Genomic DNA, 26,627 nt, shown 5'->3' with positions numbered 1-26,627 from the left:
GGGGTGAGGCTGCTCGAGGTCGGCGCCCGCGTCAGCGTCGAGGTCTCGGCGACCAGCGCCAACCTGGGCCCCGGCTTCGACTGCTTCGGCCTCGCCCTCGACTGGCGCGAGCGCGTCGACGTGGAGGTGACCGCCTCCGGCGTCAGCGTGGACGTCACCGGGGAGGGCAGCGAGGTGCTGCCCCGCGACGAGACGCACCTGGTCGTGCGCTGCCTGACCGAGGGGCTTGACGGCCTCGGGGCCCGGGCGCCGGGGCTCGCGCTGCGCGGGCACAACACCATCCCGCACGGCCGCGGGCTGGGCTCGTCGTCCGCGGCGATCGTCGCCGGGCTCGTCGCGGCCCGCGCGCTGGCCGGGGCCGACGAGGACCGGGGCTGGCTGCTGCGGCACGCCAACCGCATCGAGGGCCACCCCGACAACGTCGCCGCGGCGATCCACGGCGGCTTCGTGATGGCGTACGGCCACGGCGAGCACGTCGAGGTCGTGCGGGGCCGGGTCCACCCCGACGTGCGGGCCGCCGTGGTCGTGCCCGAGCGGCCGGTGGAGACGAAGGCGGCGCGGCGCCTGCTGCCGGACGTGGTCCCGCACGCCGACGCCGCGGCCGACGCGGGCCGGGCGGCGCTGCTCGTCCACGCGCTGGCGGAGGACCCGCGGCTGCTGCACGCGGGCACCCAGGACTGGCTGCACCAGCGCTACCGCGAGCCGGCCATGCCGGAGGCGTACGCGCTGGTGACGCGGCTGCGGGCCCTCGGCCTGGCCGCGACGATCAGCGGCGCGGGGCCGTCGGTCCTCGTGCTCGGCACCGAGGCCGACCTCGCCCGGCTCGAGGCGGAGGAGCCGGGGACCAGGTCCCGTCGGCTGGGAATCGGCGGCGCGGCTCGGGTGTTGTGACGCACGGCGAGTGGCGCACAAGGACCGGCACGAGGAAGTGCTAGCCTGAATCTCGCCCGACACAGACCGGTGCCTCTCCGTCCCGCCTCCCGGGCGATCCCGAGACACCTGACGAGCTGGTCGTGCAGCGCCTCCCTGACGGCGCGACGCCAACCCTGTGTCAAGCACTGCGTCACCTCCTGCAGCACCAGCGCGCCCTCGAGGCGCAGCCGCTGGGGGAGGGCCTCACACACCACCGGCCGACGTGAAACGCGCGTACGGCCCTTGGACTGGGACACACCTGTGGCCCACTCCGAAAGGACACACTTTGACCGACACCCTGACCGGTGAAGCCCTCGTGGCGCCGGATGCTCCCGCCGAGGGCGGCACCCGCAAGCGTCGGGGCAGCGGGCTGGACTCGATGGTCCTGCCCGAGCTCAAGCAGCTGGCCGGTTCGCTGGGCCTCAAGGGCACCGGCGCCATGCGCAAGGGCCAGCTGATCGCCGCCATCCAGTCCGCCCAGGGCGGCGGCTCCAACGGCGGCGGCTCGAACGGCGGCGGCTCGAACGGGGGCGGCTCGTCGAGCAGCGCGCCCGTGGACGGCGGCTCCGAGGGCGCCCCGCGCCGCTCGCGCCGCGGCGCCGGCCAGGGCGGTGGCGACGAGATCGCGCTGGCGCTCCACGAGCTGCGCGAGAGTGCGCCGCAGGCGGCCCGCGAGCCCGCGGTCGAGCGCCCGGCCCAGACCGAGGCCCGTGCTCCGCAGGAGGCTCCGGCCGAGGGCCGCCAGGAGACCGCCCGCGAGGGCCGCGGCGACGAGCGCCCCGACGGCGAGCGTCGTCAGCGCCGCGAGGGCCGCCAGCGTGACGGCGAGCAGCGCCAGCAGGGCGACCAGCGCCCGCAGGGCGAGCAGCAGGACGGCGACCAGGGTCAGCGCGAGCAGCGCGAGCAGCGTGATGGCGCCAACGGCCAGAACGCCCGCAGCGACCGTGGGAACGACCGGGGAAACGAGCGCAACGACCGGGGCACCGAGAACCGCGGCAACGAGCGCAACGACCGCGGCAACGACCGCAACGACCGGGGCAACGACCGGGGCAACGACCGCGGCAACGAGAGCAGGAACGACCGCGGCGACCGGCAGGACCGCAACGACCGCGGCCAGGCGCGGAACGACGACTTCGACGACGACGGGGGCGGCCGCCGCGGTCGTCGTCGCCGCAGCCGTGACCGGCAGAACCGGCGCACGCCGGGCGGGCGCAGCGGCGGCGCGGGCATGGACCGCTACGAGAGCGAGCCCACGGTCTCCGAGGACGACGTCCTCGTCCCCGTGCGCGGGATCCTCGACGTGATGGACAACTACGCGTTCGTCCGGACCAGCGGCTACCTGCCCAGCCCCGAGGACGCGTACGTCGCGCTGTCGATGGTGAAGAAGTTCGGCCTGCGCAAGGGCGACATCGTCACCGGTGCGCTGCGGCAGTCCAAGGAGGGCGACAGCAAGGCTAAGTTCAACCCGCTGGTCAAGCTCGAGACGGTCAACGGCGGCGACCCCGAGGCGGCGCGCAACCGTCCCGACTTCGCCAAGCTGACCCCGCTCTACCCGCAGGAGCGGCTCAAGCTGGAGACCACGTCGACCCAGCTCGCGACGCGCATCGTCGACCTGATGGCCCCGATCGGCAAGGGCCAGCGTGCCCTCATCGTGTCGCCGCCCAAGGCCGGCAAGACGATGATGATGCAGTCGATCGCCAACGCGATCGCGGCGAACAACCCCGAGGTCCACCTCATGGTGGTGCTGGTCGACGAGCGTCCCGAGGAGGTCACCGACTTCCAGCGCACGGTCAAGGGCGAGGTCATCGCCTCGACGTTCGACCGGCCGGCCGGCGACCACACCACGGTCGCCGAGCTCGCCATCGAGCGCGCCAAGCGCCTCGTCGAGGTGGGCAAGGACGTCGTCATCCTGCTCGACGGCATCACCCGCCTCAGCCGCGCGTACAACCTCGCGGCGCCCGCCTCCGGCCGGATCCTGTCCGGCGGTGTCGACTCCGCGGCGCTCTACCCGCCGAAGAAGTTCCTCGGCGCGGCCCGCAACATCGAGGGTGGCGGTTCGCTGACGATCCTCGCGACGGCGCTGGTCGAGACGGGCTCGAAGATGGACGAGGTGATCTTCGAGGAGTTCAAGGGCACCGGCAACTCCGAGATCCGGCTGCGTCGCGACTTCGCCGAGAAGCGGATCTTCCCCGCCATCGACGTCGACGCCAGCTCGACCCGGCGCGAGGAGCTGCTCATGTCGCGCGAGGAGCTCAACATCGTCTGGAAGCTGCGTCGCGTCATCGGCGGGCTCGACAGCCTGCAGGGGCTGGAGACGCTGCTCGACCGGCTCAAGAAGACGGAGAGCAACCGCGACTTCATGGTGGCCATCACCAAGTCGATGCCCGCCTGACCCGTACGCCGACCGCGTACCGAGCCCAGGTTCGCCGCACTGAGCCCAGGTTGCCGCCTGGGCTCAGTGTCGGGAAGCTGTGCGCGCACAGGTTCCCGACCCTCCGGCCCTCGCCTAGGACCGCGCCCAGGTTCCTCGCACTGAGCCCAGGTTGCCGCCTGGGCTCAGTGTCGGGAACCTGGGCGCGCACAGGTTCCCGACCCTCGCGGCCCTGGTGGGGCACGAGCAGGAATACACGGCCCGGCTTGGCGTTGTAGGGCTCGTACGGCAAGATTGATCCTCGGTCCGGTTCACGCCCGTCTGGCGACCCGGCCAACAACAAGGAGACCCACATGAAGGCCAGCATCCACCCCGCCTACGGGGAGACCCAGGTCACCTGCACCTGCGGCAACACGTTCACCACCCGGAGCACCGGTGGCGACAGCATGCGCGTCGACGTCTGCTCCGCCTGCCACCCCTTCTACACGGGCAAGCAGAAGATCCTCGACACCGGTGGCCGCGTGGCCCGGTTCGAGAAGCGCTACGCCGCCGCCCAGGCCGCGAAGAAGAAGTAGCTCCACCGGACGCCGGGAGCGGGGACACACGTCCTCGCTCCCGGCGTTTCGTCTGTCCGCGTCCGGTGCGAGTGAGGGGTCCACTGTCATGTTCGAGTCAGCCGAGCCGCTGCGCGAGGAGTTCGCGCAGCTCGAGGCCGCCCTCTCCGACCCCGCCACCCACGCCGACCTGGCCCGGGCCCGCAAGGTCGGCCGGCGCTACGCCGAGCTGACGCCCATCGTCAAGGGCCTCGCCGAGCACGCGCGGCTCACCGAGGACATCGCCGCCGCCCGTGAGCTCGCCGCCGACGACGCGACCTTCGCCGCCGAGGCCGACGAGCTCGAGGTCCGCCTCGCCGCGGTGACCGAGCGGCTCACCCGGCTGCTCGCCCCGCGCGACCCCAACGACTCCGCCGACGCGCTCGTGGAGATCAAGTCCGGCGAGGGCGGCGAGGAGTCGGCGCTGTTCGCCGGCGACCTGCTCAAGATGTACTCCCGCTACGCCGAGGCGCGCGGTTGGAAGGTCGAGGTCCTCGACACCCAGGAGACCGACCTCGGCGGCTACCGCTCGGTGACCGTCGCGGTCAAGGCGCCCAGCGTCGGCGAGCCCGACCAGATGCCGTACGGCGTGCTCAAGTTCGAGGGCGGCGTGCACCGGGTGCAGCGTGTCCCCGTGACCGAGTCGCAGGGCCGCGTGCACACCTCCGCGGCCGGTGTCCTGGTCATGCCCGAGGTCGAGGAGACCGAGGTCGAGATCAACCCCGACGACCTGCGCATCGACGTCTACCGCAGCTCGGGCCCCGGCGGCCAGGGCGTGAACACGACCGACTCCGCCGTCCGCATCACCCACCTGCCCAGCGGGATCGTGGTCTCGATGCAGAACGAGCGCTCGCAGCTGCAGAACCGCGAGCAGGCGATGCGCATGCTCCGCGCCCGGCTCATCGCGCTCGCCGACGAGCAGGCCGCGAGCTCGGCCTCGGCGGCCCGCAAGAGCCAGGTCCGCACGGTCGACCGCTCCGAGCGCGTGCGCACCTACAACTACCCGGAGAACCGCATCTCCGACCACCGCATCGGCTTCAAGGCCCACAACCTCGACCAGGTCCTGAACGGCGAGCTGCAGCCCGTGATCACCGCGCTCCAGGAGGCCGACACGGCCGCCCGGCTCGCGGCGGTCGGCGGCCCGGCCGACTGATCGCGCCGTCCCCGATGCCCGCCCCGCACCAGGTCCGCGTCGTCCTGCGCACCGCGGCCGAGCGCCTGCGCGACGCCGGCGTCGAGTCGCCCGAGGCCGACGCGCGCACGCTGCTCGCGTACGCGTGCGGGATCGAGCCGGCCCGGATCCCGCTGCTGGACGCGCTCGACGACGAGGCGGTGGCGGTCTTCGAGGGCCTGGTCACCAGCCGCGCGGCGCGCGTCCCGCTGCAGCACCTGACCGGGCGCGCCTACTTCCGCCACGTCGAGCTCGAGGTCGGGCCCGGGGTCTTCGTGCCGCGCCCCGAGACCGAGGTGATGACGGGCTGGGCGGTCGACGCGCTGCGCCCGATGATCGCCTCCGGCGGCCGGCCCCGCGTGGTCGAGCTGTGCGCCGGCTCGGGGGCGATCTCGCTGGCCCTGGTGAGCGAGCTGACCTTCCTCGACGTCTACGCCGTCGAGCTCTCGCCCGAGGCCGCCGCCTACGCGCGCCGCAACCTCGCCGACACCCTCGTCGAGCTCTACGTGGGCGACATGGCCGACGCGCTGCACGTGCTCGACGGCCAGGTCGACCTGCTGATCGCCAACCCGCCCTACATCCCGCTCGACGCGTACGCCTCCGTGACCCCCGAGGTGCGCGACCACGACCCGCTGCCCGCGCTGTTCTCCGGCGACGACGGGCTCGACGCGATCCGGGTCGTCACGCAGGTCGCGACGCGCCTCCTGCGCCCCGGCGGGCTGCTGTGCTTCGAGCACGCCGACGCGCAGGGGGAGTCGGCCCCCGCCGTGGTCACGCAGAGCCGGGCCTTCACCGGCATCCGCGACCACCTCGACCTCGCCGGGCGCCCGCGCTTCGTGACGGCCGTACGCCGGACCGCTGGCAGGATGGCCGGGTGAGCCTGCACCCTCGCGACCCCGACGACCCGGACGCCCCCGTCGCCTCCGACGACCTCGACGACGAGGGGGAGAGCGTCGCCTTCGAGGAGCGGCCCGAGCCCGCGTACGACCGCTTCGACTGCACCGACGGCCAGGACACGACCGAGGCCATCGACGCCGCCCGCCGGGCCGTCTCCGACGGCGCCTGCGTGGTGCTCCCGACCGACACCGTCTACGGCATCGGCGCCGACGCCTTCAACGGCGAGGCGGTGCAGCGTCTCCTCGACGCCAAGAACCGCGGCCGCGACATGCCGCCGCCCGTGCTGATCGGCGACGCCAGCCTGCTGCGGGCGCTGGCGACCGAGGTGCCCGACGTGGTCCACGAGCTGGTCGAGGCCCACTGGCCCGGCCCGCTGACCATCGTGTGCCGCATCCAGCCGAGCCTGCGGATGGACCTCGGGGAGACCGGGGGCACGATCGCGCTCCGGGTGCCCGACCACGCCCTCGCCCGCGAGGTGCTGCGGCGCACCGGCCCGCTCGCGGTGAGCAGCGCCAACCTCTCCGGCCAGCCGGCCGCCCTGACCTGCGACGAGGCGGTCGACCAGCTCGGCGAGCGCGTCGCGGTCTACCTCGACGGCGGACCGGCCGGCACCGAGGTCGACGGCGCGCGCGTCTCGCCGCCCTCGACGATCGTCGACTTCACCCGCCGCGACGGGGGCCAGCTGCTGCGCCGCGGGGCCCTCGACCTCGAGACGCTGCGCCGGGTGCTGCCCGACCTGGCCGACCTCGACGAGCCCGCCACGACGCCCGAGCCCGAGAAGGCACCCGAGCCCGAGAAGGTGCCCGAGCCCGACGGGCCTGCGGAGCACTAGTGCGGGAGTACCTGCTCGTCCTCCTCGTCGCGGCCGCGGTCACCTACCTCGGCAGCGCGTTCTGCCGTCGGCTGGCCTTCCGCGTCGGCGCGCTCGCCCGGGTGCGGGACCGGGACGTGCACACGATCGAGATGCCCTACTTCGGCGGCATCGCGATGCTCGGGGGCGTGGCCGCAGCGCTGCTGCTGTCGTGGCAGCTGCCCTTCCTCGGCAGCCAGGCCACGGTCCAGCAGGACTCGCGCGCCGTCCTCGTCGCCGCGGCGGTCATCGGGGTGGTCGGGGTCCTGGACGACGTCTACGAGCTGCCCGCCCTGGCCAAGTTCGCGGGGCAGGTGCTCGCGGCCGGGGTGGCGGTCGGTCTCGGCATCAAGGTGCTCTGGATCCCGCTGCCGGGGCGGGTGTGGTCGCTCGACCAGCCCACCTCGATCGCCATCACGGCCTTCTTCATCCTCGTGTGCTGCAACGCGGTCAACTTCGTCGACGGCCTCGACGGCCTGGCCACCGGGGTCGTCGGGATCGGCGCGTTCGCCTTCTTCGCGTACTCCTACCTGCTGACCGTGGACCAGGACCTCACCCGGGCCACGACGCCGAGCCTGATCAGCGTGGTGATCGTCGGCGCCTGCCTGGGGTTCCTGCCGCACAACTTCTTCCCGGCGCGAATGTTCATGGGCGACTCCGGGTCGATGCTGCTCGGGCTGCTGCTGGCCACCTCGACGGTGAGCCTCACCGGCCAGATCGACCCGTCCCAGCTCGACAGCGACCGCGGCCTCGTCCCGGCGATCCTGCCGCTGGTGCTCCCGCTCGCCATCCTGGCGCTGCCCTTCCTCGACCTGACGATGGCCTTCCTGCGCCGCACGTACGCGGGCCGGTGGTGGTTCCTGCCCGACAAGCAGCACCTCCACCACCGCCTCCTGGAGCGGGGCCACAGCCAGCGCCGCGCCGTGCTCCTGATGTACGTCTGGTCGGGGCTCGTGTCCTTCGGCGTCATCGCGCTCGGCCTCGTCCACGGCAGCCGCCAGTGGACCGTCGCCGGCGTGGTCGCCGTGCTGGCCCTCGTGCTGCTGCTCATCACGCTGGGCCGGCGCCCGGCCCGCCCGGTCGAGCCGCGGGCCGAGCCGGCGACCCCCGGGGTGGCGCTGCGGGACCAGGCCTGAGCCGCCGCTCGACCCCGCGCGTGATGCAGACCACGCGACGCGCTGGTACGGCGTGAACGTGGCGAGGGAGAGGGGTGAGGCTGTGCTAACTTTCTCGTCCCGCAGCCCAGGCCCCCAAGCCCGCTTCGCTCCTCGCGACGACGACGCCCCGACCAGCAGAAGGACTGCCCAGCACATGCCGAACCTCTCCGCCGAGCGCGCACGCTCGCACGCGAGCGGCCCGAGCGTGCACGTGGTGCGGGCCCGCAAGCTCCTCTACGGCGGCCTCGCCGGCGGCGTCGCCGCGGCGGTCCTGAGCATGATCGGCTTCGGGATCGGCTACGGCACCCGGGGCCTCGGCTCGGCGGCGCTCGCGTCGTTCATGGTCCTGTTCTTCTACAGCGTCGGCCAGCTGGTGATGGTGCGGTTCGCCGACGCCGGAGCCCGGCTGCTGCTCTCGGTCGCGCTGGCCAGCTACACCGGCCGCGTCGTCGTCCTCGGGCTGCTCCTGCTGGTCTACGCCCGCTTCGCCGACCGCTTCCCGGTCATCCCGATGGTGGTCTTCCTCTCCACGGTGGCGGTCGTCGTCGGCTGGCTCCTGGTCGAGGTGATCGTCTTCTCCCGGCTGCGGATCAGCGTCTTCGACGCGAACGACGAGCCGGAGGCCGACGCCGACGCGCCCGCGCACGAGGACGCCCGGTGAGCGCGTCCTCGACGGGTGAGCAGCGTCGCCGGACTGCTAGCGTGAGCGGCGCGATGACGCAGGTGCAGCGAGACTCGGGTGGCTCGACGACTGGACCAGGGCCGGACAAGACGGCGATGGACCAGGGGATGCGTGCGCTCTCCTACCTGATCTCCGGCGTCCTGCTCTACGGCGCGCTCGGCTGGGTCGGCGACCACTTCCTGCACACGAACTTCCTGCTGCCGATCGGCATCGTCCTGGGCGCCGGTCTCGGCGTCTACCTGACGATCAAGCGGCTGCAGGCCCAGGAGCTCGGAGCTCCTCAGGCCCCCAGGGCCACGCGCACGACCACGACCAAGACGGAGGGAGACCGGTGACCGCCTGGTCAGGGTTCGCAGGGCTGATGCCGCTGGAGGGCTACGAGCCACCCGGCGTCGAGAGCTTCGACCTCCCGCCGCTGATCCCCGGGCAGGAGTGGGCGAACAAGTACCTCCTGCAGGCGGTCGTCTCGGTCGTCCTGATCATGGCCTTCTGGCTCGTGATGTCGCGCAAGCGCGCGCTCGTCCCGAGCAAGGGCCAGTTCCTCGGCGAGTCGGCGTACATGTTCGTGCGCAACTCCATCGCCCGGGACACGATCGGCCACGACTTCAAGAAGTGGGTCCCGCTCCTCATCGCGCTATTCAGCTTCGTGCTGGTCAACAACCTCTGGGGCGTCTTCCCGCTGACCCTGATGCCGACCGCCGCGCACGTCGGATGGGCCTACGGCCTCGCCGGTCTCGTGTGGCTGATCTACAACGGCATAGGCATCCGCAAGTGGGGCCTGATCGGCTACCTCAAGCACACGACCATGCCGCCCGGCGTACCTGGTCCGATGCTGCTGATCGTCGCCCCGCTGGAGTTCCTCTCCAACATCATCGTGCGGCCCGCGACCCTGTCGCTCCGACTCTTCGCCAACATGTTCGCCGGCCACCTGCTGGTCCTGGTGTTCGTGCTCGGCGGCGAGTACCTGCTGCTGCACAGCGAGCCGATCTTCAACAAGGTCGCCGGCGTCGCGTCGCTGATCTTCAGCCTGGCGATCTTCGGCCTGGAGATCTTCGGCCTGGAGATCTTCGTTCAGTCGCTGCAGGCCTACATCTTCACCATGCTCACCGCCCAGTACATCTCGTCGGCCACCGCCGAGGAGCACTGACCTCCCACCTCCCGCTGATCGTCAGCGGGAAACCGAAAGGACGCACCACATGACTCCCCTGGAGCTCGTCGGCTCGCTCGGTATCGTCGGCTACGGCCTCGGCGCCATCGGCCCCGGTATCGGCGTGGGTCTGATCTTCGCCGCCGTCATCGAGGGCACGGCCCGTCAGCCCGAGGCCCGCGGCGCGATGCTGAGCACCGCCTTCATCGGCTTCGCCCTGACCGAGGCGCTCGCGATCATCGGCATCGCCCTCGCCTTCGTCTTCGGCTTCGTCGGTCAGTGAGCCTGAGGTCTTGATGACCCCCCTCCTGATGCCGCTGGCGGAGAACCCGCTGCTGCCGGCACCCTTCGAGATCGTGGCGGCGATCGTCTTCGCGCTGCTGCTCTGGTTCCTCATCGCCAAGTACGTCGTGCCGAACTTCGAGCGCACGTACGAGGAGCGCACCGAGGCCATCCAGGGCGGCATCGAGAAGGCCGAGCGCGCCCAGGCCGAGGCCCAGGCCGCGCTCGAGCAGTACCGCTCCCAGCTGGACGACTCCCGGGCGGAGGCTGCTCGCATCCGCGAGGACGCCAAGACCCAGGGCAGCCAGATCCTGGCCGAGATGCGCGAGCAGGCCCAGGCCGAGGCGAACCGCATCCGCACCCAGACGCAGGCCCAGCTGGAGGCGGAGCGCGTGCAGGCCATGACGCAGCTGCGCAACGAGATCGGCGGGCTCGCCACCACCCTGGCGGGTCGCATCGTCGGCGAGAGCCTCGACGACGACGAGCGTGCGCGCCGCACGGTCGACCGCTTCATCGCCGACCTCGAGTCGCAGGACGCGGCCCCGGCCGACGGACGCTCCGACTCGCACGCGCTGACGGACGCGGGCCCCGCGTGAGCGAGGAGCAGCGCGAGGCCGTGCTCGACGAGGCCCTGGACGCGGCCCACGTCGATGCGGCCTTCGCCGACCAGCTCTTCGGGGTCGTCGACGCGCTCGACACCTCGGTCGCGCTGCGGCGTGCAGTGACGGACCCGGCCGCGTCGGAGGACCGGCGCTCGGGGCTCGTCCACGCGCTGTTCGGTCCGCGCGTCGGCGAGGGGGTGTCGGGCTTCGTGGCCGACGCCGCACGCCGGCGCTGGACGACCGGGCGCACGTTCGTCGAGGCGCTCGAGCGCGAGGCGGTCCGGGCGCAGCTCCGGGCGGCCGACGACGACGGGACCCTCGAGGACACCGAGGACGGGCTCTTCCGCTTCGCGCGGATCGTGGCCTCCGACCGTGACCTCCGTACGGCGCTCTCCGACCGGGTCGTCCCGCTCGAGGTGCGCCAGCGCCTGGTGTCCGACCTGCTCGCCGAACGGGCGACGCCGGCCACGCTGGCGCTCGCGCGCCGGGCGGTCGCGGCGCGCAACCGCACCTTCGACCAGACCGTCGAGGCCTACGTGGACCTCGCGGCGGCGCAGAAGAACCGCGTCGTGGCGACGGTCCGGGTGGCCCGGCCGATGACCGACGAGCAGCGGCAGCGGCTGCGGGCCGCGCTCAGCCGCCAGGCCGGGCGCGACGTGGTCGTGCAGGAGGTCGTCGACCCCGACGTGGTCGGCGGGGTCCGCGTCGAGCTCGGGGACGAGGTCCTCGAGGGCACGGTGTCGGCCAAGCTGGACGAGGCCAAGCGCCTCTTCGACTAGGACCACCCCTGGGCGGGGTTGTGCCACCTCGCCGCAGGACGTAAGCAGGCAGTACCGGCAGAGCAGCAGACGAGCACTTCTTCAGCACACGAGCGACGAGAGCAGGCAGCAGGCGATGGCAGAACTGACGATCCGCCCCGAGGAGATCCGGGAGGCCCTGGACCGCTTCGTCCAGAGCTACTCCCCGGACACGGCCAGCCGTGAGGAGGTCGGCACCGTCGTCAGCTCCGGCGACGGCATCGCCCGCGTCGAGGGGCTGCCGTCGGCGATGGCCAACGAGCTGCTCACCTTCGAGAACGGCACCGTCGGCATCGCCCTGAACCTCGACGTCCGCGAGATCGGCGTCGTCGTCATGGGCGACTCCGAGGGCATCGAGGAGGGCCAGGTCGTCCGGCGCACCGGTGACGTCCTCTCGGTCCCGGTCGGCGACGGCTACCTCGGCCGCACGGTGGACGCGCTCGGCAACCCCATCGACGGCCTCGGCGAGATCACCGACCTCGACGGCCGCCGCCAGCTCGAGCTGCAGGCCGCCGGCGTCATGGACCGCCAGGAGGTCCGCCAGCCGATGCAGACCGGCATCAAGGCCATCGACGCCATGATCCCGATCGGCCGCGGCCAGCGCCAGCTGATCATCGGCGACCGCAAGACCGGCAAGTCCGCCATCGCGATCGACACGATCATCAACCAGAAGAACGCCTGGGCGAGCGGCGACCCCGAGCAGCAGGTCCGCTGCATCTACGTCGCGATCGGCCAGAAGGGCTCGACCGTGGCGGGCATCCGCGGGCAGCTCGAGGAGGCGGGCGCGCTGGAGTACACGACCATCGTGCACGCCCCGGCCTCCGACGCCGCCGGCTTCAAGTACGTCGCCCCGTACACCGGCTCGGCCATCGGCCAGCACTGGATGTACCAGGGCAAGCACGTCCTCATCGTCTTCGACGACCTGACCAAGCAGGCCGAGGCCTACCGCGCCATGTCCCTGCTGCTGCGCCGCCCGCCGGGCCGCGAGGCCTACCCCGGCGACGTCTTCTACCTGCACTCGCGCCTGCTCGAGCGCTGCGCCAAGCTCTCCAAGGAGCTCGGTGGCGGCTCGATGACCGGTCTGCCGATCATCGAGACGAAGGCCAACGACGTGTCGGCCTTCATTCCGACGAACGTCATCTCGATCACCGACGGCCAGATCTTCCTGCAGTCGGACCTGTTCAACGCCAACCAGCGACCCGCCATCGACGTCGGCATCTCGGTGTCGCGCGTGGGTGGTGCGGCGCAGATCAAGGCCATGAAGACGGTCTCGGGCTCGCTCAAGCTCGAGCTCGCCCAGTACCGCGACATGCAGGCGTTCGCCATGTTCGCCTCCGACCTCGACGCGACCACGCGCCGTCAGCTCGACCGGGGCTCGCGCCTCACCGAGCTGCTGCGCCAGCCGCAGTACTCGCCGTACCCGGTCGAGGAGCAGGTCGTCTCGGTGTGGGCCGGCCTCCAGGGGCTGCTCGACGAGGTACCCGTCGACGACGTGCTGCGCTTCGAGCGCGAGCTGCTGGACCACCTGCGCCACAACGGCAGCGCGCTGCAGAACATCCGCGAGACCAAGGTCTTCGACGACGACACCGCGAACGGGCTGCGCGAGCAGATCGCCGAGTTCAAGCGCGGCTTCCAGACCAGCGAGGGCAAGATGCTCGCGGGCCGCGAGGAGCACGACGCGACGGACCCGGACGACGTGAACCAGGAGCAGATCGTCAAGCAGCGGAGGTCCTGACCACATGCCAGCGAGCCTGCGCGACCTGCGGCAGCGCCGGAGCTCGGTGACGACCATCAAGAAGGTCACCCGGGCGATGGAGCTGATCGCCGCGTCGCGGATCGTCAAGGCGCAGCAGCGGGCGCAGTCCTCGGCGCCGTACGCCCGTGAGCTCACGCGCGCGGTGTCGGCGGTGGCGACGTTCTCGAACGTCGACCACCCGCTCACCACCGAGTCGGACAACCCGACGCGGGCCGCCGTCCTGCTCATCACCTCCGACCGTGGCTTGGCCGGGGCGTACTCGTCCTCGGTCATCCGCCAGGGCGAGGAGCTCAACCAGCTGCTGCGCGAGAGCGGCAAGACCGCCGTGCCGTACCTGGCGGGCCGCAAGGCCACGGCGTTCTACGCGTTCCGGCGCCGCGAGGTGGCCGGCAGGTGGGAGGGCTTCTCCGACGCGCCGACGTACGCCCACGCCCGCGAGATCGCCGATGCGCTGATCGAGGCGTTCCTCAAGCCGACCGAGGAGGGCGGCGTCGACGAGATCCACGTCGTCTACACCCGGTTCGTCTCGATGCTCACGCAGAAGGCCGAGGTCATCCGGCTGCTGCCGCTCGAGGTCGTCGAGGGCGAGGAGCCCCCGGCGGACAGCGAGCTGTTGCCGCTGTACGAGTTCGAGCCGGACGCCGAGACCGTCCTCGACGAGCTGCTGCCGCTCTACGTGGCGAGCCGCATCCAGTACTGCCTGCTGCAGTCCGCGGCGTCGGAGCTGGCGAGCCGCCAGCGGGCGATGAAGTCGGCCACGGACAACGCGCAGCAGCTGATCGAACGCCTGACCCGGGAGGCCAACCAGGCCCGGCAGGCCGAGATCACCCAGGAGATCTCTGAGATCGTCGGGGGTCGGCGGCCCTGGCCGAGGCCACCGCCGGCGTCGACTAAGACGTAGGAAGAAGGAGCACCATGAGCGTAGACACCACTCTCGAGGCGACCCAGGCCCCCACCAGCGGTGGCGTCGGCCGGGTGTCGCGGGTGATCGGCCCCGTCGTCGACGTCGAGTTCCCCGTCGACCAGATGCCCGACATCTACAACGCCCTGCAGGTCGACATCACCATCGGTGACACGACCCGCACGATCACGATGGAGGTCGCCCTGCAGATCGGCGACAACCTCGTGCGGGCCATCTCCCTCAAGCCGACCGACGGCATGCGCCGCGGGTCCGACGTGCGCGACACCGGCAAGCCGATCTCGGTCCCGGTCGGCGACGTGACCAAGGGGCATGTCTGGGACGTGACCGGCAACGTGCTGGACGTGGACGCGTCCACGGTCCAGGTCGACGAGCGCTGGTCCATCCACCGGCCGCCGCCCGCCTTCGACCAGCTCGAGTCCAAGACCGAGATGCTCGAGACCGGCATCAAGGTCCTCGACCTGCTGACGCCGTACGTTACCGGCGGCAAGATCGGCCTCTTCGGCGGCGCCGGCGTGGGCAAGACGGTCATGATCCAGGAGATGATCTACCGGATCGCCCACAACTTCGGTGGCACCTCGGTGTTCGCCGGGGTGGGGGAGCGCACCCGCGAGGGCAACGACCTCATCAACGAGATGGAGGAGGCCGGCGTCTTCAAGGACACCGCCCTCGTCTTCGGGCAGATGGACGAGCCGCCGGGCACCCGGCTGCGCGTGGCCCTCTCGGCGCTCACGATGGCGGAGTACTTCCGCGACGTGCAGAACCAGGACGTGCTGCTCTTCATCGACAACATCTTCCGGTTCACCCAGGCCGGCTCGGAGGTCTCGACCCTCCTCGGCCGGATGCCGTCCGCGGTGGGCTACCAGCCCAACCTGGCCGACGAGATGGGTCAGCTCCAGGAGCGGATCACCTCGACGCGCGGCCACTCGATCACCTCGATGCAGGCGATCTACGTGCCCGCCGACGACTACACCGACCCGGCGCCGGCCACCACGTTCGCGCACCTCGACGCGACGACCGAGCTGAGCCGCGAGATCGCCTCCCGCGGTCTCTACCCGGCCGTGGACCCGCTCACCTCGACGAGCCGGATCCTCGACCCGCAGTACATCGGTCAGCGTCACTACGACGTCGCGGTGCAGGTCAAGCAGATCCTCCAGCGCAACAAGGAGCTGCAGGACATCATCGCGATCCTCGGTGTCGACGAGCTGTCCGAGGAGGACAAGATCGCCGTCAACCGGGCGCGTCGCATCCAGCAGTTCCTGTCGCAGAACACCTACATGGCCGAGAAGTTCACGAACATCCCGGGCTCGACCGTCCCGCTCTCGGAGACGATCGACAGCTTCGAGATGATCGTCTCGGGCAAGGTCGACCACATCGCCGAGCAGGCGTTCTTCAACGTCGGCAGCATGGAGGACGTCGAGCGTCGCTGGTCCGAGCTGCAGAAGGACAGCTGAGCATGGCTGCAATGACTCCGGGGGAGACGACCCCCCCGAACCCCCCGAGGTGAAGCATGCCTGAGCCCATGCAGGTCGAGGTCGTCTCCGCCGACAAGGTCATCTGGTCGGGGGAGTCGACGAACGTCATCGCCAAGACGACGGACGGCGAGATCGGGATCCTGCCGGGTCACGCCCCGGTCCTCGCGGTGCTGCAGCCCAGCGCCGTGGTGATCTTCTGCGAGGACGGCAGGAAGCGCGAGGTCGTCGCGGTCGACGGCGGCTTCGTGTCGGTGTCGCAGGGACGGGTGTCGATCCTCTCGGAGTACGCCCGGCTGGCCGACGAGGTGTCGGTGGCCGAGGCCGAGCGCGAGCTGGCCGAGGCCCAGCAGCACCTCGACTCCGGCGACGGCAGCGAGGACGACCGCAAGCACGTGCAGCGGGCGACCGCCCAGCTGCGCGCGGCGCAGAAGCGCCAGTAGCAGGGCAGGACCTCCGTCACAGCGGGTCGCAGCGGGCCGGGCGCGTCGAGCGCCCGGCCCGCTGTGCTCACTTGAGTGGCCCCGGCGTCCCTGGTTTGGTACGGACGCCGGGCGCTGCCATGCTCGGAGGCACGTGAGCGCAGGTGCGACGACGAGGACGGTAGATGAGCGGCTGGCTGGGGGTCCTCGAGATCCTGGGGCTGCTCCTGGTCCTCGCCGTGCTGCTGCTCCTGCTGCTGGCGGCCCGGCGGCGCTGGCTGTCGCGCAGCGGCGGCACCTTCGAGTGCAGCCTGCGGCTGCGCACGACGACCCCGGGAGCGGGGTGGGTGCTCGGTGTCGGCCGCTACAACGACGGGCGCCTGGAGTGGTTCCGCTTCTTCTCGTTCTCGCTGCGCCCGCGGCAGACCTTCCGGCGCGGTGAGGTCCGGGTCGTGGAGACCCGCGACCCCGACCCGGTGGAGGCCGTCTCGCTCACGACGCAGTCGCGGGTGCTCGCCCTCGAGCTGGGACCGCGTACGCGCGAGCTCGCCATGAGCGAGGACTCGGTGCTGGGCCTGCTGGCGTGGCTGGAGGCCTCGCCCCCCGGGATCTCCTCCGGGGCGCGGGCCTCCTAGTACCGCAGCGCGTCCGTCGTCGAGACCGGTGCCGCGCGAGGGTTCAGCTGGTCGTGCCGCCCACCGGCACGCTGACCTGGCTCGTGTCGAGGTGGGCCCTGCCGACCTCGACCTGCACCGCGAGGCGGCGCAACCGGGTGTCGAGCGAGGTGGCGAGGGGTCCCGCGACCTCACGGTGGACCAGCCCGAGCACGTCGGGGACCGAGGTGCGGTCGTCCACCGTCAGGCGGAGGGTCAGCTCGGGCGCTGCGGCGCTGCCGCGGATGACGGCGGCAGCACCGGTGACGCCGGGCAGGGTCTTCGCCTGGGTCTCGACCGCGTCGGCGAGGACGCCGGGGTCGAGCCGGGTCAGGCCCGTGCCCGCCTCGTCGTGGAGGCGGAAGGGCTTGGCCTCGTGCTTGCGCGGGATCTGGGCGAGCAGCCAGGCGATGCCGAGCAGGGCCAGGACCAGGCCGACGAGCGCGGTGACGACGACGACCCACGTCAGGCCGAAGGCGGTCGCGGTGGCGTCGCCGAACAGGCGGCGCCCGGTGTCCGGCGGGGTCCAGCCCCCCCCGGTCCGCTGCAGGAGGGGTGCGGCGGCACCGGTCGCGAGGAGGAGGCCGGCAGCACCGGCGACGACGAGCACGAGGCCGAGGACGGTGAGCCACGTGCGGTTGAGGCGGGCGGCGGTCTGGCGCATCAGATGTCCTTGGTGGTGACGGTGGCGCTGACCCGGGGGGCCGGGTGGAGGCCGGCGGCGGAGAGGGTGTCGGTCACCTGCCGCACCACCCGTCCGCGGATCTCGTCGGCCTGCTCGGAGGTGGTGGTGACGCGGAGGCGGACGCGGCGACCGGCGACCGAGGCGCCGACCTTGTCGACCCCGTCGACGCGGTCGGCCTCGGCGGCGGCGAGGCGGGCGATCGCGGTGTTGGTGATGACGTAGTCGGTCTGCTCGGCCGGCTCGCCCTCCGGTCCGCTCAGCTGGGCGGAGCGGAAGCCGCCGGGCTTGACGCCGGCGACGAGGAGCACGACGCCCACGACGAGGGCGACGGCGGTGGCCACGACCGCCAGGGTCGAGCCCAGGGTCTGGCCGGCGACGGAGCCTGCCGGCGTGCTCACCTGGGAGGGCCAGGTCCCGGTCACCAGGCGGCTGATCGCGGCGATGACCGTGAGGACGCCCAGGGCGGTGATCACGGCGGCGACGATGCTCGCCGGGACGGTCCGGCTGGGCCGACGGCGCAGGCGGCGCGGACGGGTGCTGCTCATCTGAGTGCCCTCCTCGGGGTGTCGTCGCGGACGGGGAGGTACGTCACGTCGATGTCGACGCGGTGCACGTCGACCCCGGTGAGCGTCTCGACCCGTCGCGTCACGTGGTCACGGAGCTCGGTCGTCGCACGGCGGATGGAGCCCGGGTAGGCGATGCCGACCTTGATGGAGAGGTCGACCGACCGGGCGGACACGGTCGCGTCGACCGAGGGGCGGGCCGCGGCGTCGGACTCGGACCCGATCCCGAGGAACCCCCCGGAACACCCCGAGACCGAGCCGACCTCCGAGGCGGCCTGGGCCGCGATCTTCTCGACGACGCGGTCGGCCAGGACCAGCGAACCGCGCCGGCGTGGCGAGGGATCCGTGCCGGGTGCGCCCGACCGGGGTGCGTCGGGGGTGCTCACCGCTTCTCCGTCGCCCGCCCGAGGAGGCCGGCGAGGTCGAGGCGGCCGTCGAGGACGAGCCCGACGACGAGGCCGATCGCGCCGAAGAGCAGGACGACGACGAAGGCCCCGAAGGTGCCGAAGGCGGCCGTGAGCCCGAGGACGAGGCCGACGAAGAGAGCGGTGGTGGTGCGCGTCATGGCGCGGTTTCCTTCCGAGGGTGGCGCGGGGTCACCGCGCCGGGTGTGCTGGGTGCTGAGGTGGAGAGGCGCCAGCCGCGGCGCGAGGTGTGCGCCGCGGCTGGACGTCAGGGTCGTGCGGGTGGCGCAGGGGTCAGCGGAGCTGGGTCGTCTCGCCCTGGGCGGCGGACGTGTCGTCGTCCTCGTCGGGCAGGTGCACGTCCGTGACGTCCACGTCGACGGCCACGACCTCGAGGCCGGTGCCGAACTCGACGGCGCGGATGACGTTGTCGCGGATCTGCTCGCTCACGGTCACGATCGAGGCGCCGTACTCGACGACGACGGAGACGGCCACGCTGGTCTGGCTCTCGCCCTTCTCCACGGCCACGCCGCTGGAGACGCTCGCCTGGCCGGTGCCACCGGTCACGCGGCTGGTGAGGCCGCTGATGGCGCGGCGCGCGGCGTTGCCCATGGCGAAGACGCCGGGGACCTCGCGGGCGGCCATGCCGGCGATCTTGGCGACGACGCCGTCGGCGATGGTGGTGTCGCCGTGCTCGGTGTGCAGGGCGTCGAGATGCTTGGGCTCGGGGGCGTCGGCGACGGCCTTGGCCTCGGCGGCCTTGCGCTCCTCGGCGGTCTGCGGGATGACGGTGTCGGACATGGTGCCTCCTGGTGGTGCGGGTTGTGGTACTGGTTGTCGTGCTGTCCTGGGTTCGGTCCCGGTCCTCCGAGATCCGGCACCTCTTCAGTGCCGGGCCCCGAGCGGGTTGGTGCCGCGCCCTTCACCTTCTAGGTCGGGTCCCGGCGGGCGTTCGTCATGCGGATCCGTGAACTTTTTTCCGACGACGCGCGACGGTCCCTCCGGGCCGCGCCAGGAGCAGGAGGACGGCCGTGACGTCGGACGTGCAGGCCCGCGCGAGCGGTGCCCCCGCGTACGACGACTGGGACGACGCCTCCCTCGTCGGGCGGAGCACCAGCGGTGACGACGACGCGTTCGCGGTGCTGGTGCGGCGCTACCAGGGCCCGCTGTTCCGCCACGCGCTGCGCCTCACCCCCGACCGGCGGCTCGCGGAGGACGTCGTGCAGGAGGCGTTCCTCACCGCCTGGCGCCGGCTGCCGACGCTCCAGGACCCCGCGGCGTTCCGGGGCTGGCTCTACCAGATCACCACCCGGCGCAGCATCGACGCCTTCCGCGCCCTCAAGCCCGAGCTCCCCGTGGACACCGCGGACCAGAGCGCGCTGGACCTCGCCTCGACCGGTGCCGGTCCCGAGGGCCGGGCCGAGCTGCGGGCGCAGCTGGGCGACCTGGCGGCCGCGCTGCAGGCGCTGCCCGCGGGCCAGCGCGCCGCGTGGTCGATGCGGGAGATCGACGGGCTGTCGTACGAGGAGGTGGCGGTGGCGCTCGGGGTGCCGGTGAGCACCGTGCGCGGACGGATCGCCCGTGCACGGGCCGAGCTCGTGGAGAGGATGGCCTCGTGGCAGACGACACGCGACTGAGCTGCGGCCGGTCGATCGACGACGTCTGGAGCCACCTGGACGGCGCCCCGGACGAGCACGAGCGCAGCTGCCCGTACTGCCTGGAGGCGCGTGCCCGGCTGCTGCGGCTGTCCGGGGCCGCGGTCGACCTGAGGACCTCGGAGGCAGCGGACCCGTCCCTGCAGCCTGACGTCGGCTTCACCGCCTCGGTGATGGGCCTCGTCCGCGCCGAGGTGCGGCGCGGGCAGGCCATCCCGCTCGACGGCGACGAGGACCCGGGCCTGACCATCAGCGAGCAGGCGGTGGTCGGCCTGGTGTGGGCGGCCGCCGACTCCGTCCCCGGTGTCCGGGCCCGGCGCTGCCGCGTCCGGGTCGCGGTGGACGACGAGCCGGACCTGGACGGCGACGCCGCCCGGGTGTTCGAGGGCGGCACGCTGGTCGACGTGGACCTGTCGATCGCGCTGCAGCCCGGCACCGCTCTCGTGGAGGCGACGACCCTGCTGCGCGGGCGCGTCGCCGACCGGGTGGGCGAGGAGTCCGGCCTCCGGGTGCGCCGGGTCGACCTCGCCGTGGAGGACGTGCTGTGAGCGCGACGCACGCGGAGCTGCGGGCGGCCACCGACGACCTGCGCGACCGCCTGGCCGAGGCGACGGTGGCGGTCGACGGGGTGGTGCGCCTCGAGCCCACCCTGCGCAACGCGCTGCGCCGGCTGCAGGCGGGCACGACGGTGCTCGCCGGGGGCCAGGTGGCGCGCTCCGCCGCCGACGGCATCGAGCTGCACCGGCGCGTCGCGGTGGTCGACGTGGTCGACGTCCACGTGGACCTCGCCGTCTCCCCGGTCCGGCCTGCCTCCGCCACCGCCCGTGACGTGCGGGCCGCGCTGACCCGCGTGCTGCGCGAGTCCGGGCTGGAGCCCGGGCGCCTCGCCGTGGCGGTGCTCAGCGTCGAGCGCTGAGCGCGACGGCAGCGCCGGGAAAAAAGTTCCGGCGGACGCGTGACGGTCCGGCGGCCGAGGACGTCCTTGCTGGTGAACGCACTCAACCAGTGAAGGAGTCCACCATGTCGCAGTCCGTCGTGCCCAGCACCGGCGAGGAGCGTCGCCAGGCCGCCACCCAGGCGGCGAAGGACGCGGAGAAGAGCGCCCCCAAGGAGCTCGACGCCCTCCACACCGAGCACGGGGACACCACGATCGCCGACGGCGTCGTCGCCAAGATCGCCGGCATCGCCGCGCGTGAGGTGAACGGGGTCTACGCGATGGGCAACGCCGCGCGCCGCGCGATCGGCAACCTCGCCCAGCGCATCCCGGGCAGCACGCAGCCCAGCGTCACCGGCGGCGTGTCGGTGGAGAAGGGGGAGCGGGAGACCGCGATCGACATCTCCGTCGTCGTCGAGTACGGCGCCCAGATCGTCACGGTGAGCGAGCAGATCCGCGAGAACGTCATCTCCGCGGTCGAGTACGGCACGGGTCTCGACGTCGTGTCCGTGGACGTGAACGTCAGCGACGTCCACCTGCCCGAGGACGACGACGACGCCGCAGGTTCGTCCGACAGCGACACCCTGCGCTGACCCCCCCGCCGGCGCCCGGACCGCGCCCCACGCGGTCCGGGCCGTCCGGCTGACCCGTCCTCGAAAGGAAGCGGCCATGTCCCGCACCACCACGGCCCTGTTCGTCGGCCTCGTCCTCGGCCTCACTGCCGCCTTCGGCAGCTTCGGCTCGTTCGTGATCGTCCTCCTCTTCGGCGCCATCGGCCTCGTCGTCGGCCTCGTCCTCGACGGCCGTCTCGACCTCCAGGGTCTTCTCGGTCGCGCGACCGAGAAGCGATGAGCGTCGCGACGACCCCGGCCAGCACCCACGTCCCCGCCCGACGCGCGGCCCCGGCCGACCGGGGGCGCCTCGTCCTCGCCGACAAGGTCGTGGAGAAGGTCGCCGGCCAGGCGGCCGCCGAGGTCCCCGGGGTCCTCGGCCGTGAGGGCGGAGTCCTCGGCGTCGGTGCCCACGCCACGACCACGGCGCGTCCCTCGGTGGACGTCGACCTCGGCCGGGACAGCGCCGACATCGCGATCAGCGCCGGTGTCGCGTACCCGGCCTCGATCCGCCGCGTGACGGCGGAGCTGCGCGACCACGTCGCCGGCCAGGTGCAGGCCCTGACCGGGGTCACGGTCCACCGGGTCGACGTCGACGTCACGTTCCTGGTCGTCCCCGGCGCCGACGGCGCCGCCGAAGCGAAGGAGCGTCTGCGATGACCGCCTCCGGTTCCCCCAGCCTGCGCCGCCGGCCGAGCCGCACCGTGCCGGCCAGCATCGTCGCGGTCGTGCTGCTCGCCGTGGGCGTGCTCGCCGTCGTCGCGGCCGTGAGCCGGCTCGTCAACGGCAGCTGGCCCACGCCGGTGTCCTCGGCGGCCTCCGGCGTCGCGGGCCTGACCTGGGGCTCGGGAGCGATCGTCGCCGCCGCCGTGGTCCTCGCGGTGCTCGGCCTCGTCCTCGTCATCGCCTCGCTCAAGCCGGGCGGCCTCAAGAGCGCGGCGCTGCGCTCGGACGGCGCCGGCGTCGTGGCCGAGCGCGAGTACGTCATCTCGACCCGCGCGGTCGCCAGGCTGGCCGTCGCCCGCGCCGACGACGTCGACGGGGTGGACAAGGTCTCCGCCTCCGCCTCGGGCCGCAAGGTCCAGGTCGCCGTCACCACGTCCTCCGAGCAGCGCGACGCCGTCCGCTCGCAGGTCACCGCCGCCGTCACCGAGGCGCTCACCGGTGCCGGCATCACCCCGCCGCCTCGCGTCAGCGTCGCGGTCCGTACGAGGGAGATCTGATGCGTCACCACGCAGGCAGGCTCAACCGCGCCTGGCTCTTCGTCGTCGGCCTCGTGCTCCTGCTCGTGGGAGCCGCGGGGGTCGTCGTCGCTACCGGGCAGCTCGCGCCCATCGGCCGAAGCGCCGGGCTGGACCTGTCCCGCCCCGCGCCCGACAGCAAGATCACAGGTCAGGCGACCGCCTCGGCCTTCTCCTCGACCGGCGTCGTGGTGCTGGTCGTCGTGGTCGGCGTCGTCCTGGCGCTGCTGGGCCTCGCGTGGCTCGTCGCCCAGGTGCCCCGCGCCCGGCAGGCCCACCCCCTCCGGCTCGAGGACGACCCCCAGCGCGGTCTCACGCGCCTCGCGCCGGGCGTGCTGACCGAGGCGGTCGAGGCGCAGATCGAAGCACTCGCCGGCGTGCAGTCGGCGTCGGCGGTACTGCGCGGCGACGCCCGCCAGCCTGACCTGACGGTGAAGGTCACGGCAGGGGAGCGGACCGACGTCCGCCGCCTCCTCGACGCCATCGAGGCCGGCCCGGTCCGGGACCTGGGCGTCGCGCTCGACACCCAGGTCCGCCGCCTCGGCGTCCAGGTCGAGGTCGGTACGGCTCGCCGCCGCTCGGGCGAGATCACGGTCTGAGACGACCAGCAGGCACCACGAACAGCAACGAGGAGGAGCAGACATGGGGATCCAGGACAAGGCCGAGGACGCCGCCGACCGCGCGAAGGACGTCGCCGACGACGCGGCCGACCGGGCCCAGGACGTCGCGGACGACGTGAGCGGGCGGGCCAAGGACGCGGCCGACCGCCTCGGCGACGCCGCGCACGACGCGCGGCGCACCGCCTCCCGCGCGGCCGACGACGCGGTCGACGAGCTGCAGCGTGGCCACGGCGTGGTCAACCGGCTGCACCGGCTCGGCGTCCGCAGCGAGTGGGCCTACGTCGGCGGCTTCGCCTCCATCGGGGCCTCCCTGGCCTCGTGGGCGATCAGCCGCAACAAGACCGGTGACAGCAAGGCCCAGTCCGACCGCTGGGGCATCTTCATCGGCCACTGGGCGCCCACGTTCATGGCGCTCGGCGTGGCGCTGAAGCTCGAAGAGAAGCGCTGAACCGCACGACCCCGCGAGGCGGCCCCGGTCCCGGGGCCGCCCGCCACCGGAGAACCATCGAGGAGATCGACGTGACCGAGGCCCCGCAGTCCCGAACCGACACCGAGCCGACCGCAGCGGTGACCGTCGAACCGACCCCCGTCGCCCGCGCGCAGCGGGCCGCCGCCGAGGCCGCCGGCACGATCGAGGGCGTGCACGAGCTGGGCACACCCGGCGGACGCGCCCTGGTCCGGGCGATGGGCCGCGTACCCGGCGGCCGCACCACCTACGGCCCCGGCGTGAGCGTCGAGGTCGGGCAGGGCAAGGCCGCCCTGGACGTCGCCCTCGTGGCGGAGTACGGCACGCCTGTGCCCGCCCTGGCCGACAAGGTCCGCGAGGCCGTCCGCGAGCGCGTCGAGCGGGAGGCGGAGCTGGAGGTCGTCGAGGTGAACGTGACGGTCCTCGACGTGCACCACCCCGACGACGACGTCGCCGCGGCCCGGCGGGCCGAGATGGCGGAGCGTGCCCGGGCCAAGGCCCAGGAGGTCGGTGGACGGGCCGGCGACGCGGCCCAGGACGCGGCGGACCGTGCGCGCGAGGTCGCCCAGGACGCCGCGGAGCGGGCGCGGGGTGTTTCGCAGGACGCGTCCGACCGCATCCAGGACGTCGCGCAGGACGTCGCCGACCAGGCCGGTGAGGTGGCCGAGGACGGTCGCCGGCAGGCCGCGGACGTCGTCCGCGACGCCGACGACGCGGTGCAGCGCATCGCCGCCCAGGCGGCCGAGGCGGCGGCCGAGCAGGAGGCGGGCGCGGAGGAGAAGTCCGATCGCGTGGCGGCGCCGAACAGCCCGCGCAACGATCGGGACGCCCCGGCCGTTGTGCTCGCGGACGGATCCGGGGACGGCACCGGCCCGGAGGTCGTCGTGACCGACCAGGTGGTGATCGCCGACCGCGTGGTGGTCGTCGACGGCCAGCAGGACGCGCAGCAGCAGGACCAGCAGGACCAGCAGGAGAAGGACCGCACGAGCTAGGCGGGGGAGCCGGCCCGTGCGGGCTGAACCATGGACGGAGACGTGTGGAGACACAGGACCGTGAGGCTCGGGCGACCCCCCGCGCAGAGCCTCACCCGCAGCACGACGTGCAGGCGGATGACGCGGGCACCGAGCGCGGCACGACGGTGAGCGCCGGCGGCGGCTACGAGGGACCGTCCGGGTCGGCCCCGTTCCCCGGAGGCCTCGCCGAGGCCACCGTGGTCGGGCGGGCCCAGGACGGCGACCTCGAGGCCTTCGAGCTGATCGTCCGGCGCTACCAGGCCCCGGTCTTCCGGCTGGCCTACCGGATGCTCGGCGACCGCGGCGAGGCCGAGGACGTGGTGCAGGACTGCCTCGTGCTGGTGTGGCGCAAGCTGCCGAGCCTCACCGACGTGCAGGCCTTCCACCGCTGGGTCTACCAGCTCGCCACCCGGCGCTGCTTGAGCGTGCTGCGGACGCGGACCCGGCGGGCGACCGACGCGACGGAGTCCGACGAGCTCGAGGCCGACCTGCCGGTCGACGCCTCGGCCGACCCGGCGTCGCTGGCGCAGTACAACGCGCAGCTGCGCGGGCTCGATACATTCTTACGTCGCCTGCCTGACGAGCAACGGGCCTGCTGGGTACTGCGGGAGCTGCACGACCTCACGTACCCCGAGATCGCCTTCGCGATGAACCTGCCCGTGTCGACGGTCCGGGGGCGGCTGGCCCGGGCACGTCAGAACCTCACGAAAGGAATGAGCGCATGGCGGTGAGCAGCTCGACGCAGCTCGGGTGCGGTCGCGACATCGACGATGTCTGGGCCAACGTCGACCGGCCGCCGACCGCTCACGAGCAGGAGTGCCCCTTCTGCGGGCCTGCCCGCGCCAGCCTCCAGGAGCTGGAACGGGCCACCGCCGACCTGCGTGCGGCCGACGACGTCGACCCCGAGCTCCAGCCGGGGCCGCTGGTGGTCGACCGGATCCTCGAGGTGGCCCGGTCGGAGGCGCGGCGCAGCCGCCGGCTCCCGCTGAGCAAGCCGGTCGCCGGCGAGGTGACCGCCGACCTCACGGTGAGCGAGCAGGCCGTGGCCGCCGTCGTCCGCCGCACCGGGGACGCGCTCGGCGGCCTCCAGGTGCGCCGCTGCAGCGTCGAGGTCGTCGAGGAGCCCGCGCCCGACCCGGGCACCTCGACCGACATCTCCACCGAGGCGGCCCGGGTGCCGTCCGACGTCCGGGTCTCGCTGCGGATCAGCATCGGCCCGGGCGTGTCCATACCCTTGTTGTCCGAAGAGGTGCGGCGGGCGGTGGTCGCCGTGGTCGAGCGAGAGGTCGGCATGAACGTGATCGGTGTGGACATCGTCGTCGAGGACGTGCACGGTGTCTGAGGTCTCCGAGCCCCTGCCCCTCCGGGCCGAGGGCGCGGCCGGTCGTGGCGCGAGCGCCCCGGCCGTGGTCGGCGCGGTCGGGGACCCGGTCGACGCGCTGCACGAGCACGTCGGTCGTCTGGTCCTCGCGCACCCCGGGATCCTGCGGCTCGAACCGACGCTGCTCGGCGCCCTCGGGCGTGGTCGGCGCACGGGTCTCGACGGTGTCGCCCTGTCGGTCCACGGCCGCGTCGTCGACCTCGACGTCAACGTCGCGACGCGCAACACCCACCAGGCCCGGGCCTCGCTCATCGAGCTGCACGCCCAGCTCGTCGACCTCGTGACCCGGCACGGCTTCGTGCCCGGCACGGTCGAGATCAGCGTGCTCGCGGTCGACGTCGGGGCCTGAGGCCCGCGGCCCGGCGAGACGA

General features: G+C 72.8%; 35 protein-coding genes and 1 pseudogene. 31 read left to right on the top strand and 5 right to left on the bottom strand.

Annotation, left to right across the window (positions count from 1 at the left end; genetic code table 11):
* Positions 1–3: 3 nt before the first annotated feature.
* The 18 genes and pseudogenes from thrB to BLU42_RS08070 all read left to right on the top strand — a co-directional run bounded on the left by thrB (position 4) and on the right by BLU42_RS08070 (position 16,665).
* Positions 4–891, top strand: coding sequence for a homoserine kinase (thrB, locus tag BLU42_RS08155; protein ID WP_091074018.1), 888 nt, complete (start codon positions 4–6; stop codon positions 889–891).
* Positions 892–1,198: 307 nt separating this feature from the next.
* Entirely contained in the window at positions 1,199–3,304 is a 2,106-nt protein-coding gene (rho, locus tag BLU42_RS08150; RefSeq protein ID WP_091074017.1) for a transcription termination factor Rho, read from the top strand.
* Positions 3,305–3,636: 332 nt separating this feature from the next.
* Positions 3,637–3,858 carry a 50S ribosomal protein L31 gene (rpmE, locus tag BLU42_RS08145; RefSeq protein WP_091074016.1) on the top strand — a complete coding sequence of 74 codons (222 nt, stop codon included), beginning with the start codon at positions 3,637–3,639 and terminating at the stop codon, positions 3,856–3,858.
* An 88-nt stretch (positions 3,859–3,946) separates the two neighbouring features.
* The gene (gene prfA, locus BLU42_RS08140) at positions 3,947–5,029 is read left to right on the top strand and encodes a peptide chain release factor 1 (RefSeq protein ID WP_091074015.1); all 1,083 of its coding nucleotides are present in this window, start codon (positions 3,947–3,949) and stop codon (positions 5,027–5,029) included.
* 14 nt (positions 5,030–5,043) lie between these two features.
* Complete coding sequence (gene prmC / locus BLU42_RS08135; protein WP_091074014.1) at positions 5,044–5,925, top strand: peptide chain release factor N(5)-glutamine methyltransferase; 882 nt, start codon at positions 5,044–5,046, stop codon at positions 5,923–5,925.
* Positions 5,922–6,776: an L-threonylcarbamoyladenylate synthase gene (locus tag BLU42_RS08130; RefSeq protein ID WP_231918504.1), complete on the top strand. Its 855-nt coding sequence runs from the start codon at positions 5,922–5,924 to the stop codon at positions 6,774–6,776. Before prmC ends, BLU42_RS08130 begins: the two co-directional genes overlap by 4 nt.
* Complete coding sequence (locus BLU42_RS08125; protein ID WP_091074013.1) at positions 6,776–7,930, top strand: MraY family glycosyltransferase; 1,155 nt, start codon at positions 6,776–6,778, stop codon at positions 7,928–7,930. The genes BLU42_RS08130 and BLU42_RS08125 overlap by 1 nt, the downstream gene beginning before the upstream one ends.
* A gap of 175 nt (positions 7,931–8,105) precedes the next feature.
* Positions 8,106–8,612: a hypothetical protein gene (locus BLU42_RS08120; protein ID WP_091074012.1), complete on the top strand. Its 507-nt coding sequence runs from the start codon at positions 8,106–8,108 to the stop codon at positions 8,610–8,612.
* A 53-nt stretch (positions 8,613–8,665) separates the two neighbouring features.
* On the top strand, positions 8,666–8,968 hold the full coding sequence (locus BLU42_RS08115; RefSeq protein ID WP_157719883.1) for an AtpZ/AtpI family protein: 303 nt from the start codon (positions 8,666–8,668) through the stop codon (positions 8,966–8,968).
* Complete coding sequence (gene atpB / locus BLU42_RS08110) at positions 8,965–9,780, top strand: F0F1 ATP synthase subunit A (RefSeq protein ID WP_231918503.1); 816 nt, start codon at positions 8,965–8,967, stop codon at positions 9,778–9,780. Before BLU42_RS08115 ends, atpB begins: the two co-directional genes overlap by 4 nt.
* A 49-nt stretch (positions 9,781–9,829) precedes the next feature.
* Positions 9,830–10,063: an ATP synthase F0 subunit C gene (atpE, locus tag BLU42_RS08105; protein ID WP_091074010.1), complete on the top strand. Its 234-nt coding sequence runs from the start codon at positions 9,830–9,832 to the stop codon at positions 10,061–10,063.
* Between the two features lie 13 nt (positions 10,064–10,076).
* A complete protein-coding gene (locus BLU42_RS08100) occupies positions 10,077–10,658 on the top strand; it encodes a F0F1 ATP synthase subunit B (RefSeq protein ID WP_091074009.1) in 582 nt (193 codons plus the stop codon).
* Entirely contained in the window at positions 10,655–11,443 is a 789-nt protein-coding gene (locus BLU42_RS08095; RefSeq protein ID WP_091074008.1) for a F0F1 ATP synthase subunit delta, read from the top strand. The genes BLU42_RS08100 and BLU42_RS08095 overlap by 4 nt, the downstream gene beginning before the upstream one ends.
* 115 nt (positions 11,444–11,558) lie before the next feature.
* Positions 11,559–13,196, top strand: a complete 1,638-nt coding sequence (gene atpA, locus BLU42_RS08090; protein WP_091074007.1) for a F0F1 ATP synthase subunit alpha — start codon at positions 11,559–11,561, stop codon at positions 13,194–13,196.
* 4 nt (positions 13,197–13,200) lie between these two features.
* Positions 13,201–14,111, top strand: a pseudogene (locus tag BLU42_RS08085) (F0F1 ATP synthase subunit gamma).
* Positions 14,112–14,132: 21 nt separating this feature from the next.
* Positions 14,133–15,590, top strand: coding sequence for a F0F1 ATP synthase subunit beta (gene atpD, locus BLU42_RS08080; protein ID WP_091074006.1), 1,458 nt, complete (start codon positions 14,133–14,135; stop codon positions 15,588–15,590).
* Positions 15,591–15,646: 56 nt separating this feature from the next.
* A complete protein-coding gene (locus BLU42_RS08075) occupies positions 15,647–16,051 on the top strand; it encodes a F0F1 ATP synthase subunit epsilon (protein ID WP_091074005.1) in 405 nt (134 codons plus the stop codon).
* A gap of 164 nt (positions 16,052–16,215) precedes the next feature.
* Positions 16,216–16,665, top strand: a complete 450-nt coding sequence (locus BLU42_RS08070; RefSeq protein WP_091074004.1) for a DUF2550 domain-containing protein — start codon at positions 16,216–16,218, stop codon at positions 16,663–16,665.
* 43 nt (positions 16,666–16,708) lie between these two features.
* Here BLU42_RS08070 and BLU42_RS08065 read toward each other — a convergent pair whose 3' ends face one another.
* The 5 genes from BLU42_RS08065 to BLU42_RS08045 all read right to left on the bottom strand — a co-directional run bounded on the left by BLU42_RS08065 (position 16,709) and on the right by BLU42_RS08045 (position 19,136).
* Positions 16,709–17,347: a hypothetical protein gene (locus BLU42_RS08065; RefSeq protein WP_091074003.1), complete on the bottom strand. Its 639-nt coding sequence runs from the start codon at positions 17,345–17,347 to the stop codon at positions 16,709–16,711.
* A complete protein-coding gene (locus tag BLU42_RS08060; protein ID WP_091074002.1) occupies positions 17,347–17,913 on the bottom strand; it encodes a DUF6286 domain-containing protein in 567 nt (188 codons plus the stop codon). The genes BLU42_RS08065 and BLU42_RS08060 overlap by 1 nt, the downstream gene beginning before the upstream one ends.
* On the bottom strand, positions 17,910–18,317 hold the full coding sequence (locus BLU42_RS08055; protein WP_091074001.1) for an Asp23/Gls24 family envelope stress response protein: 408 nt from the start codon (positions 18,315–18,317) through the stop codon (positions 17,910–17,912). The genes BLU42_RS08060 and BLU42_RS08055 overlap by 4 nt, the downstream gene beginning before the upstream one ends.
* Positions 18,314–18,496: a hypothetical protein gene (locus BLU42_RS08050; RefSeq protein ID WP_091074000.1), complete on the bottom strand. Its 183-nt coding sequence runs from the start codon at positions 18,494–18,496 to the stop codon at positions 18,314–18,316. The genes BLU42_RS08055 and BLU42_RS08050 overlap by 4 nt, the downstream gene beginning before the upstream one ends.
* 133 nt (positions 18,497–18,629) lie before the next feature.
* Complete coding sequence (locus tag BLU42_RS08045; protein ID WP_091073999.1) at positions 18,630–19,136, bottom strand: Asp23/Gls24 family envelope stress response protein; 507 nt, start codon at positions 19,134–19,136, stop codon at positions 18,630–18,632.
* A 230-nt stretch (positions 19,137–19,366) separates the two neighbouring features.
* Between BLU42_RS08045 and BLU42_RS08040 the strand changes: the two genes are divergently transcribed.
* The 13 genes from BLU42_RS08040 (at position 19,367) to BLU42_RS07980 (ending at position 26,605) form a co-directional block, all read left to right on the top strand.
* On the top strand, positions 19,367–19,972 hold the full coding sequence (locus BLU42_RS08040; RefSeq protein ID WP_197680669.1) for an RNA polymerase sigma factor: 606 nt from the start codon (positions 19,367–19,369) through the stop codon (positions 19,970–19,972).
* Positions 19,951–20,538 carry a hypothetical protein gene (locus BLU42_RS08035; protein ID WP_091073998.1) on the top strand — a complete coding sequence of 196 codons (588 nt, stop codon included), beginning with the start codon at positions 19,951–19,953 and terminating at the stop codon, positions 20,536–20,538. Before BLU42_RS08040 ends, BLU42_RS08035 begins: the two co-directional genes overlap by 22 nt.
* Positions 20,535–20,906: a hypothetical protein gene (locus tag BLU42_RS08030; RefSeq protein ID WP_091073997.1), complete on the top strand. Its 372-nt coding sequence runs from the start codon at positions 20,535–20,537 to the stop codon at positions 20,904–20,906. Before BLU42_RS08035 ends, BLU42_RS08030 begins: the two co-directional genes overlap by 4 nt.
* A 104-nt stretch (positions 20,907–21,010) precedes the next feature.
* Positions 21,011–21,517 carry an Asp23/Gls24 family envelope stress response protein gene (locus BLU42_RS08025; RefSeq protein ID WP_091079802.1) on the top strand — a complete coding sequence of 169 codons (507 nt, stop codon included), beginning with the start codon at positions 21,011–21,013 and terminating at the stop codon, positions 21,515–21,517.
* A gap of 76 nt (positions 21,518–21,593) precedes the next feature.
* Positions 21,594–21,776, top strand: coding sequence for a hypothetical protein (locus tag BLU42_RS08020; RefSeq protein WP_091073996.1), 183 nt, complete (start codon positions 21,594–21,596; stop codon positions 21,774–21,776).
* Positions 21,773–22,195, top strand: a complete 423-nt coding sequence (locus BLU42_RS08015; RefSeq protein WP_091073995.1) for an Asp23/Gls24 family envelope stress response protein — start codon at positions 21,773–21,775, stop codon at positions 22,193–22,195. Before BLU42_RS08020 ends, BLU42_RS08015 begins: the two co-directional genes overlap by 4 nt.
* A complete protein-coding gene (locus BLU42_RS08010; RefSeq protein WP_091073994.1) occupies positions 22,192–22,758 on the top strand; it encodes a DUF6286 domain-containing protein in 567 nt (188 codons plus the stop codon). The genes BLU42_RS08015 and BLU42_RS08010 overlap by 4 nt, the downstream gene beginning before the upstream one ends.
* The gene (locus BLU42_RS08005) at positions 22,758–23,375 is read left to right on the top strand and encodes a hypothetical protein (protein WP_091073993.1); all 618 of its coding nucleotides are present in this window, start codon (positions 22,758–22,760) and stop codon (positions 23,373–23,375) included. The genes BLU42_RS08010 and BLU42_RS08005 overlap by 1 nt, the downstream gene beginning before the upstream one ends.
* Positions 23,376–23,418: 43 nt before the next feature.
* On the top strand, positions 23,419–23,844 hold the full coding sequence (locus tag BLU42_RS21045; RefSeq protein WP_197680668.1) for a hypothetical protein: 426 nt from the start codon (positions 23,419–23,421) through the stop codon (positions 23,842–23,844).
* Between the two features lie 71 nt (positions 23,845–23,915).
* Positions 23,916–24,854 (top strand): Asp23/Gls24 family envelope stress response protein, encoded by a 939-nt coding sequence (locus BLU42_RS07995; protein ID WP_231918502.1) that lies wholly within the window; start codon positions 23,916–23,918, stop codon positions 24,852–24,854.
* A 107-nt stretch (positions 24,855–24,961) separates the two neighbouring features.
* On the top strand, positions 24,962–25,606 hold the full coding sequence (locus BLU42_RS07990; RefSeq protein WP_197680667.1) for an RNA polymerase sigma factor: 645 nt from the start codon (positions 24,962–24,964) through the stop codon (positions 25,604–25,606).
* Complete coding sequence (locus tag BLU42_RS07985) at positions 25,597–26,217, top strand: hypothetical protein (protein WP_091073991.1); 621 nt, start codon at positions 25,597–25,599, stop codon at positions 26,215–26,217. Before BLU42_RS07990 ends, BLU42_RS07985 begins: the two co-directional genes overlap by 10 nt.
* Positions 26,210–26,605 (top strand): hypothetical protein, encoded by a 396-nt coding sequence (locus tag BLU42_RS07980; protein WP_091073990.1) that lies wholly within the window; start codon positions 26,210–26,212, stop codon positions 26,603–26,605. Before BLU42_RS07985 ends, BLU42_RS07980 begins: the two co-directional genes overlap by 8 nt.
* Positions 26,606–26,627: the final 22 nt, after the last annotated feature.

The sequence above is a fragment of the Microlunatus sagamiharensis genome (assembly GCF_900105785.1).
GTDB classification, from domain to species: Bacteria; Actinomycetota; Actinomycetes; order Propionibacteriales; family Propionibacteriaceae; genus Microlunatus; species Microlunatus sagamiharensis.
The sequence above is the reverse complement of the archived record's forward strand: the minus strand, read 5'-3'. Positions and strand labels throughout refer to the sequence as shown.